This is a genomic window from Streptomyces sp. NPDC060064 (assembly GCF_042736455.1).
Lineage (GTDB): Bacteria > Actinomycetota > Actinomycetes > Streptomycetales > Streptomycetaceae > Streptomyces.
Genome location: NZ_JBHWWF010000084.1, coordinates 1 through 8,888, shown reverse-complemented (window position 1 = coordinate 8,888; position 8,888 = coordinate 1). Strand labels below are relative to the sequence as shown.

At 69.0% G+C, this 8,888-nt stretch carries 6 protein-coding genes; 4 read left to right on the top strand and 2 right to left on the bottom strand.

What is annotated here, in order from left to right; genetic code table 11:
- Positions 1-74 precede the first annotated feature (74 nt).
- Complete coding sequence (locus tag ACFWDI_RS40370; RefSeq protein WP_385312023.1) at positions 75-1,190, bottom strand: sugar phosphate nucleotidyltransferase; 1,116 nt, start codon at positions 1,188-1,190, stop codon at positions 75-77.
- Between the two features lie 51 nt (positions 1,191-1,241).
- Complete coding sequence (locus tag ACFWDI_RS40365) at positions 1,242-2,576, bottom strand: N-acetylmuramoyl-L-alanine amidase (RefSeq protein ID WP_385312022.1); 1,335 nt, start codon at positions 2,574-2,576, stop codon at positions 1,242-1,244.
- A 127-nt stretch (positions 2,577-2,703) separates the two neighbouring features.
- Here ACFWDI_RS40365 and ACFWDI_RS40360 point away from each other — a divergent pair, with 127 nt between their 5' ends.
- The 4 genes from ACFWDI_RS40360 (at position 2,704) to ACFWDI_RS40345 (ending at position 8,850) form a co-directional block, all read left to right on the top strand.
- A complete protein-coding gene (locus tag ACFWDI_RS40360) occupies positions 2,704-3,456 on the top strand; it encodes a TIGR03089 family protein (RefSeq protein ID WP_385312020.1) in 753 nt (250 codons plus the stop codon).
- A gap of 183 nt (positions 3,457-3,639) precedes the next feature.
- Entirely contained in the window at positions 3,640-5,067 is a 1,428-nt protein-coding gene (locus tag ACFWDI_RS40355) for an LCP family protein (RefSeq protein WP_385312018.1), read from the top strand.
- Between the two features lie 222 nt (positions 5,068-5,289).
- A complete protein-coding gene (locus tag ACFWDI_RS40350; RefSeq protein WP_385312017.1) occupies positions 5,290-7,068 on the top strand; it encodes an LCP family protein in 1,779 nt (592 codons plus the stop codon).
- A 51-nt stretch (positions 7,069-7,119) separates the two neighbouring features.
- Positions 7,120-8,850, top strand: a complete 1,731-nt coding sequence (locus ACFWDI_RS40345; RefSeq protein WP_385312015.1) for an LCP family protein — start codon at positions 7,120-7,122, stop codon at positions 8,848-8,850.
- Positions 8,851-8,888 lie beyond the last annotated feature (38 nt).

The following is an 8,888-nucleotide window of genomic DNA, read 5'->3' as shown; positions in this document are numbered from 1 at the left end:
GGCTTGATTTTTCAAGCCCGTCCGGCGATTGAGGAGCGGGGTCCGGGGCGGAGCCCCGGGTGGGGGAAGCCCGGCTACTGGTCCGACGAGAACCGCACCGATGACGGCGGGAGCACCGCCTCGCACCACACCCTCGCGCCGTCGCGGAGCTCGTTGTCCGCGCCCACCGACGCGCCGTCGCCGATCACCACGCCCGACAGGACCGTGCGGGGTCCGATTCTCGCGCCCGCGCCGATCAAGGAGGCGGAGATCTCCGCGCCCTCCTCCACCACCGCGCCCTCCAGGATCGCGCTGCCGTCGATACGGGCGCCGCCGCCGATCCGGGCGCCACGGCCGACCACCGTGCCGCCCGTCAGCTTCGCGTCGGGTGCCACGGTCGCCGACGGCAGTACCAGGCGGTCGCCGCAGCGGCCCGGGACCGCCGGGGACGGGGCACGGCCCATGACCAGGTCGGCCGAGCCGCGGACGAAGGCCTGCGGGGTGCCGAGATCCAGCCAGTACGTGGAGTCGACCATGCCCTGGAGGTGGGCTCCGGAAGACAGCAGGTCCGGGAAGGTCTCACGTTCGACCGAGACCGGACGGCCCGTCGGGATGGTGTCGATGACCGAGCGACGGAAGACGTACGCGCCCGCGTTGATCTGGTCGGTGACGATCTCCTCGGGCGTCTGCGGCTTCTCCAGGAAGGCCGTGACGCGACCGGAAGCGTCCGTCGGGACCAGACCGAACGCCCGCGGATCCTCGACCCTTGTGAGGTGGAGCGAGACGTCCGCGCCGGACGACTGGTGCGTGGCGACGAGCGCCTCGATGTCCAGGCCCGTCAGGATGTCGCCGTTGAAGATCAGGACCGGGTCCTCGGGGCCCGAGTGCAGCCGCGACGCGACATTGCGGATCGCCCCGCCCGTGCCGAGCGGCTCCTCCTCGGTGACGTACTCCAGGTGGAGGCCGAGCGAGGAGCCGTCGCCGAAGTACGGCTCGAAGACCTCGGCCAGGTACGACGTGGCCAGCACGATGTGCTCGACCCCCGCCGCCCGCGCCCGCGCCAGCTGATGCGTCAGGAACGGGACGCCCGCCGCCGGAACCATCGGCTTCGGCGTGTTGACGGTGAGCGGACGCAGCCGGGTGCCCTTGCCGCCGACCAGGAGGATCGCTTCTGTCACCTTGTCGTCTCTGCTTCCTGCTGGGGCCGGCATGCTCACTCGTTCGAGACCGGCAGTGTATGCAGTTCGTCGGTGCTTTCCCCGTCAGGTCCGGCCCTGCAGCGTGGCCGAGGAAGTCCGGGCCGTGCCGAGCCTGGCGTAGAGATGACTTCCCGGACATTCCGTGAAGAATCCGTCCCGGTGCCCGGAGATGGCGTTGAAACTGACGTTCTTGCCCTTCTCGTACTTGCCGCTCCCTCCTGACGTCAGCACCGACTTGCCGCGGGGGTCGATTCCGTACAGTCCGAGCTTCCAGGCGGTCAGCTGCGCGATGGCGTCCACCGCGACCGCGGGCGGGGTGGACAGACTGTATGTGCCGAGCACGGCGATACCCATGCTGTTCGTGTTGAATCCCAGGGTGTGCGCGCCGAGGACCGGTTTGGCCACGCCTCCCGCGCGCCCTTCGTAGATGTTTCCGCACTTGTCGACGGCGAAGTTGTAGCCGAAGTCGCGCCAGCCACTGCTCACTACGTGGTAGCGGTAGATACTGCGCAGGACGGAGGGCGCCTGCTCGCAGGTATAGCTGTTACCGGTGGCGGTGTGGTGCACGAAGGCGACCTTCACGGAATCGGTGTAGACGAAGCCCGGTTCGCGCAGCGACTCGCTCGCACCCCACCCCTTGCGCGTAATGATGCGCGGGCGCGGTCCGATGAAAGGACTCAACTCCACGGCGCCGACCGCCCCGGCCGCTGTCGCGTCCTCTTCGGCCTGCGCCACGGCCTGCGCTTCCGTATCCGCCACGGAAAGCGCCGGGAGCACATCCTCGTCCTCCGCCGACGTCGGCTCGTCGTCGGCCCGCTCCGCCTCGTCCGCCCGCTCCGCCTCGTCCGCCGGCGGCGGCGCCTGGCCGGCTGCCGACTCCTCGCCGGGGTCGACGAGTTCGAGGCTCAAACCTTCGGGCAGCGGCCATGGATCCGCCGCCTCCGCGCGTACGCGTACCTCGACGCCGTCCGACGCCCCGACCCAGAGCGGGGCCGTTGCGCCGCGGGCCCTCCCCCATTCGCTCTCCCGGGTGCCGGGATCGGCGCGATGCTCGGCGTTGTGGGTCTCCACGCCCTGCCAGCCGGACCACGCGCCGGAGCCGACGGCCCTGGTGCGGACCTGGACGGTGCCGTGCAGTTCGGCGTTCACGTCGTCCCAGACGACGCCGAGCAGGGAGAACGGTCTGACCTCACGTTTGGTCAGACCCTGTTCCGCCGCGGGCCCGAGGGACCGCTCCGATGCCGTCGCCCCGATGGCTGCGAGCGGCAGGGACTGGGTGGAGCCGGGCACATCGGGCGCCCGGGTCGCCACGGCGGCAGCGCCGGCGGGCAGCGAGAGCGGGAGTACGAGCGCGGCGGTGCACGCGATGCCGATCGAAAAAGCTAGGAATCCACGCATGGGTTCGATCCTGAGCCGGGGCTGCCGACTCCGCTTCCCAAGGAACTGACGGCGCAGCGGTCCGACCGGTGTACGCATCACCGGTACGGCGGCCTGTCCAGTCACCGTGCCGCGTACGCTTGCGCGCGTGAACGCCAGCGACCGTACCCCCGCCGACCTGCTGCGATCCGCGCTCGCCGCGGACCCGGCGCGCCCCTTGGTCACCTTCTACGACGACGCCACCGGTGAGCGCGTCGAATTGTCCGTGGCCACCTTCGCCAATTGGGTGGCCAAAACGGCGAATCTGCTCCAGGGCGATCTTGCCGCCGCGCCCGGCGACCGGCTCGCGCTGCTGCTTCCCGCGCACTGGCAGAGCGCGGTCTGGCTGCTCGCCTGCTCCTCGGTCGGGGTGACCGTCGAGGTGGGCGGCGACCCGGCGGACGCCGATCTCGTCGTCAGCGGACCGGACACGCTGGAGGCGGCGCTGGCCTGTTCCGGGGAGCGGGTCGCTCTCGCGCTGCGGCCGCTGGGGGGCCGTTTCCCGCAGCCGCCGGCGGGCTTCGCCGACTACGCGGTTGAGGTGCCGGGGCAGGGCGACCGTTTCGCTCCGTACGCGCCGGTGGACCCGGCCGCGCCCGCGCTCGCCGTCGGCGGCTTGGAGCTGACGGGCGTACAGCTGGTCGAGCGGGCCCGCGCGGACGCGGCCGACTTGGGACTTTCGCCCGGCTCGCGACTGCTGACGGGACGCGCGTACGACTCCTGGGAGGGGCTGTCGGCCGGGCTGTTCGCGCCGCTCGCGGCCGGCGGGTCGGTGGTGCTGTGCCGCCATCTCGGCGAGCTGTCCCAAGAGGGCCTCGAGAAGCGGATCGAGAGCGAGCGCGTCACCAACACCGCCGTATGACAAGCCTCTGAAGTCCACTCGTGTGGCGCACACACGGGCCGAGCCCCCGGGCCTCAGCGTCAACTCCGGTACATGATCGGCGATACCCGTGCTTAAAAAGACAACCAAGCGTGAGGTTCGGCCGTCTAGTCCTGCGATCGGCGACCCAGCGCGCCGCCGACGCCGTGAAGGATGGACGCAGACGTGACGGAGAGTGCTGGCACGCCCGCCGAACCGGACAGGCCGGCCGACGACGAGCCGGCCGCGGGAACGCCCGGGCAGGAGGCGGACGAGGTCCCGAAGGGCGAAACCGGTGCGGCCGGCGCGCCGCAGGACGAGGCCTCCGCCACGGTGTCCGCCGCCGACGGACAGACGTCCGACACCGACGGACAGACATCCGGCGGCACCGACGGCACCGACGGCACCGACGGCACGACCGAAGGCGCCCCTGCTGAAACCGCCAACCACAAGCGCCACTGGCTGCGTTGGACCGCCCTCGGCACCTCCGTCGTCGTGCTCGCCGCGGCCGGCGTCGGCTGGTGGTTCTACCGCAAGCTCGACGCCAACATCACCACGGACAGCACCGCCGCCGCCGAGCTCGAGTCATACGAGAAGGAGCGCCCGGCGTCCCTCGCGCACAACGCGCAGAACATCCTGCTGCTCGGCTCGGACACCCGCTCCGGCGAGGGCAACAGCAAGTACGGCCGCGACGACGGCGGCAGCCAGCGCTCCGACACCACGATCCTGCTGCATATCGCCGCGGACCGGCAGAGCGCGACGGCGATGTCCGTCCCGCGCGACCTGATGGTGACCATCCCGAGCTGCCACAAGCCCGACGGGACCCGCACGAAAGAGCAGTTCTCGCAGTTCAACTGGGCCTTCGAGTTCGGCGGTACGGCCTGCACGATCCGTACCGTCGAGGGCTTCACCGGTATCCGCATCGACCACCACATGGTGGTCGACTTCAGCGGCTTCAAGGACATGGTCAACGCCGTGCACGGGGTCGAGGTCTGCCTCAAGGATCCGATCAACGACGCCGACGCGCACCTCAGGCTTCGCGCGGGCAAGCAGTTGCTCAACGGCGAGCAGGCCCTCGGTTTCGTACGGGCCCGCAAGTCCATCGGCAACGGCAGCGACACCGAACGCATGGACCGCCAGCAGCAGTTCCTCGGTGCGCTGGTCAAGAAGGTACAGAGCAACGGCGTACTGCTGAATCCGATCCGGCTCTACCCGGTACTGGACGCGGCGACCAAGTCGCTGACCACCGATCCGGGTCTTGACTCGCTCAAGGATCTGTACGACCTGACCCGCTCGATTCGTAACATTCCGACGGAAAAGGTGCAGTTCCTGACAGTTCCGCGGCAGCCGTACAGCGCCGACCCGAACCGCGACGAGCTCATCGAGTCCGAGGCCGCCCAGCTCTTCAAGCGGCTGCGGGAGGACACGCCCGTCACGGTCGTCTCCGGGGGCAAGGGGAAGTCCGGGGACGACGGCAAGAGCGAGGAATCCGAAAAGGCGTCGCAGCGGCCCACGGCCGGGACCGACGAGAAGCCCGACAACAGCGCAGCCGGGGGCCCGACACCGACGCCGACTTTCTCCGGCAGGAATGCCGCTGTGGGCATGTGTGAGTAAAGCGATGACCAAGCCGGAGTCGGCAGTCCATGACGATTGGGCGGAATGCCCGCTTGTAAGGGGCGTGGAATTTGTCACGAGCGTCGCTCGACGCTGAACTGGGCGGATAGTGTGACGCGACCTGGTGCTACCGACCCTGGGTCGTGCACCTGCTGGATCGAAAGACCGAGCGCCCTTCGGGGGAGGCGCCTCGCGTGGCACCGACGGAGGACTCAAGCAACCGTGGATGCGCAAAGCCGTGGGCGGGACGAGATCGACCCCGCCGACCAGTGGGTACTCAACCCGCAGACCGGCAATTACGAACTGCGACTGGATCAATCCGGACCGCAGTCATCGGCCGCGAGAACCACGGCTCCCAGGACCCCGGCCCCGCGAAGTTCGACGCGCCGCAGTCCCGTCGCGCCGGGCGAGACGCCGGGCAGGGAGGTTCCGGGCCGCGAGACGCCGGGCGGGGATGTTCCGGGCCGCGAGGCACCGGGCCGTCAGGTCCCGGGCCAGCGCTCGCGCCGCGCGGGCAACGCCTCCGGCGGTACGACACCGCCCACGGCGGGCCGGCGCAAGCGCAAGCAGCCCAAGTCGCGCAAGAAGAAGGCGCTGCTGTGGACGGGCGGCGTGATGGCCTTCATCGTCGTCGCCGGCTCCGTCGGTGCGTACCTCGTCTACCAGCACTTCGACTCGAACCTGAACACGGTCGACGTCGCGGGCGCGGGCAGCGGCGGCTTCAAGAAGGACCAGGCCGTCAACATCCTGGTGATCGGCACGGACAAGCGGTCCGGCAAGGGCAATGACGGCTACGGCGACAAGAACAGCGTCGGCCACGCCGACACCTCGATCCTCTTCCATGTCTCCAAGGACCGGACCAACGCGACCGCGCTGTCCATCCCGCGTGACCTGATCACCGACATCCCGGACTGCGAGACCAAGACCGCGGACGGCACCAAGGTCATAGGCGGTACGCGCAAGACCCGGTTCAACGAGAGCCTCGGCCAGGAGGGCCGCGACCCCGGCTGCACCATGCGTACGGTCAAGGAGCTCACCGGGCTGACCGTCGACCACTTCATGATGGCCGACTTCAACGCGGTGAAGTCGATGACGACAGCCGTCGGTGGCGTCGAGGTCTGTCTCGCCAAGGACATCCATGACAAGGACTCCAAGCTCAACCTGCCGGCGGGCAAGCACGTCCTCGAAGGTGAGCAGGCGCTTGCCTTCGTCCGCACGCGTCACTCGGTGGGCTTCGGCGGCGACCTGAGCCGGATCGAGATCCAGCAGCAGTTCCTGAGCTCGCTGATCCGGAAGATGAAGTCCAGCGACACCCTCTCCAGCCCCACCAAGATGTGGGACCTGGCCGAGGCCGCCACCAAGGCACTCACGGTCGACAGCGGGATAGGAAAGATCTCGAGGCTCCGGGATCTCGGTATGGAGCTCTCGAAGGTGAATCCGAAGAACATCACGTTCGCCACCGTGCCGGTGGTCGACAACACCGACGGCGCGACCGTGCTGCTCAACGAGGCCAAGGCCAAGCCGCTGTTCGCGATGATGCAGAACGACACCTCGCTCACCGAGGTGAAGCAGAAGGAGCAGGACGCCAAGAACAAGCAGCAGACCCTGCTCAAGGGGGCAAGGACGGCCGCCTCCGAGGTACGGGTCGCGGTCTTCAACGGCAGCGAGACGCAGGGTGCGGCACTGGCGACCCTCACCTGGCTGCAGAACGAGGAAGGCGTACTGAAGTCGAGCAATGAGGGCAACGCCCCGCAGAAGCTCGCCAGGACGACGCTGACGTACGCACCGAACCAGGCCGCCCAGGCCCGCAAGCTCGCGGACCTGATGGGTCTGCCGGCCGCGGCTCTGAAGCCGGGCACGAAGGACGCCGTGGGGCGTGAGGCGATGACGCTGACCCTCGGCGCGGATTACAAGGGCGCAGGGGTGCCCATCACCGGACCGGCCAAGGCGCCGGAGGGTGTGCAGAAGGTCGAAGCAGACAAACAGGTATGTGCCAAATGACGCCGGAACACCGGGTCATGGGGCGAGCCTGAACGACAGGGGGGACCCGGGGTGGGACAGAACAGGGTGCGGGGGGAGGGGACGCGGGATCGCGTCCGGCAGGCCCGTGAGCTGGGATGGGACGACAGCCTGTACGGCGAGGGGGGCGAGGCTCCCAAGGGCCGCACAGGCACGATCGGTCGCCAGGACCGGCATGACCGGCCGGCCGGCGACGACACCGCGACAGCGGAGGACGGCGGCGGTGGCACTGAGAGCGGCCACCGGCGCGGTGGCCCGAGACGGCGCGGAAAGGGCGGCAAGCGCCGGATACTGCGCTGGGTCGCGGCCGTGGTGTCGCTGCTGATACTCGGCACGGCCGGGGCCGGTTATCTGTACTACGAGCACCTCAACAGCAAGCTCAAGAAGGACGACCTGAACCTCGGCGGCAAGATGCGCGAGCACCAGGCCAACGCCGCGGGTCAGACGCCGCTGAACATCCTGCTGATCGGCTCGGACGCGCGGAACTCCAAGAAGAACCAGGAGCTCGGCGGCGCCAAGGAGACGTTCAACGGCGTGCCGCTGGCGGACGTACAGATGCTGGTGCACGTCTCGGCCGACCGCAGCAACATTTCAGTGATCAGCATGCCGCGCGACACCATGCTGAAGATCCCGGAGTGCAAGGACCCCGACACCGGCAAGACGTACCGCGCCACCACAGAGGCGCCGACCAACGAGTCACTGGGCCGTGGCGGCCCCGGCTGCACGGTGGCCACCTGGTACGAGCTCACGGGCATCACCATCGACCACTTCATGATGATCGACTTCGCGGGTGTGGTCTCCATGGCCGACGCCATCGGCGGCGTCCCGGTCTGCGTCGAGAAGAACGTCTACTCGCGCAACAAGAAGGGCCAGGGCTCCGGCCTCAAGCTGGAGGCGGGCACACACCCGGTCAAGGGCGAGCAGGCCCTGCAATGGCTGCGTACGCGCTACGGCTTCGACGACGGTACCGACCTCGCCCGCACACGCGCGCAGCACATGTACATGAACTCGATGGTCCGGGAGCTGCGCAAGAACACCAAGCTCACCGACCCGGCCAAGCTGCGCAACCTCGCCGAGGCCGCCATCGACGCGCTCACCGTCGACAAGGGCATCAACACCGTCAAGGACCTGTACGACCTGGGCGAGGAGCTCAAGAGCGTTCCCACCGGCCGGATCACCATGACCACGATGCCGAACTTCTACTCCACGCGCCACGAGGGGAAGGTCGAGCCCCAGCCCGGCGACGCCGAGCAGCTGTTCCGGCTGGTCCGCGAGGACATTCCGCTGGACGGCAAGGCCCCGAAGAAGCGGCCGACCACCACCCCGGCCGTGTCCAAGGACCCGGCGGCGGCGCCCGGTGAGATCGCGGTGATGGTGCAGAACGGCACCGGGGGCGACGGACAGATAGCCGAGAAGCGCCGTGCGACGGCGGTCGCCGGGATCCTGACCGGCAAGGGGTACGCCCTGGCCAAGGCCGACAGCACGACCAATCCGCAGAAGAAAACGATCATCCGCTTCTCCAACGCCGAGCTGGAGGGCGATGCGCAGGCGGTCGCCAAGTCCCTCGGGATTCCGCTGACTTCGGTGAAGAAGTCGACCGAGGTCAGCGGCATCACCCTGACCGTCGGCGCGGACTGGCGTCAGGGCGATGCCTACCCGAAGTCCACGGCGCAGCAGGACAACAAGACGCCGACGACGGCGAAGCCCCTGAACGGCGAGGACAAGACGGCGTGCATGCCGGTGCAGCCCGGCTTCACCTGGTAGGTCGTACGCAGGAAGGGCCCCGGGCACGCATCGCGCTG

Excerpts from the sequence above, each read along its gene's own strand:
- ACFWDI_RS40370 (WP_385312023.1), bottom strand. The coding sequence starts at position 1,190 with ATGCCGGCCCCAGCAGGAAGCAGAGACGACAAGGTGACAGAAGCGATC.
- ACFWDI_RS40365 (WP_385312022.1), bottom strand. The coding sequence starts at position 2,576 with ATGCGTGGATTCCTAGCTTTTTCGATCGGCATCGCGTGCACCGCCGCG.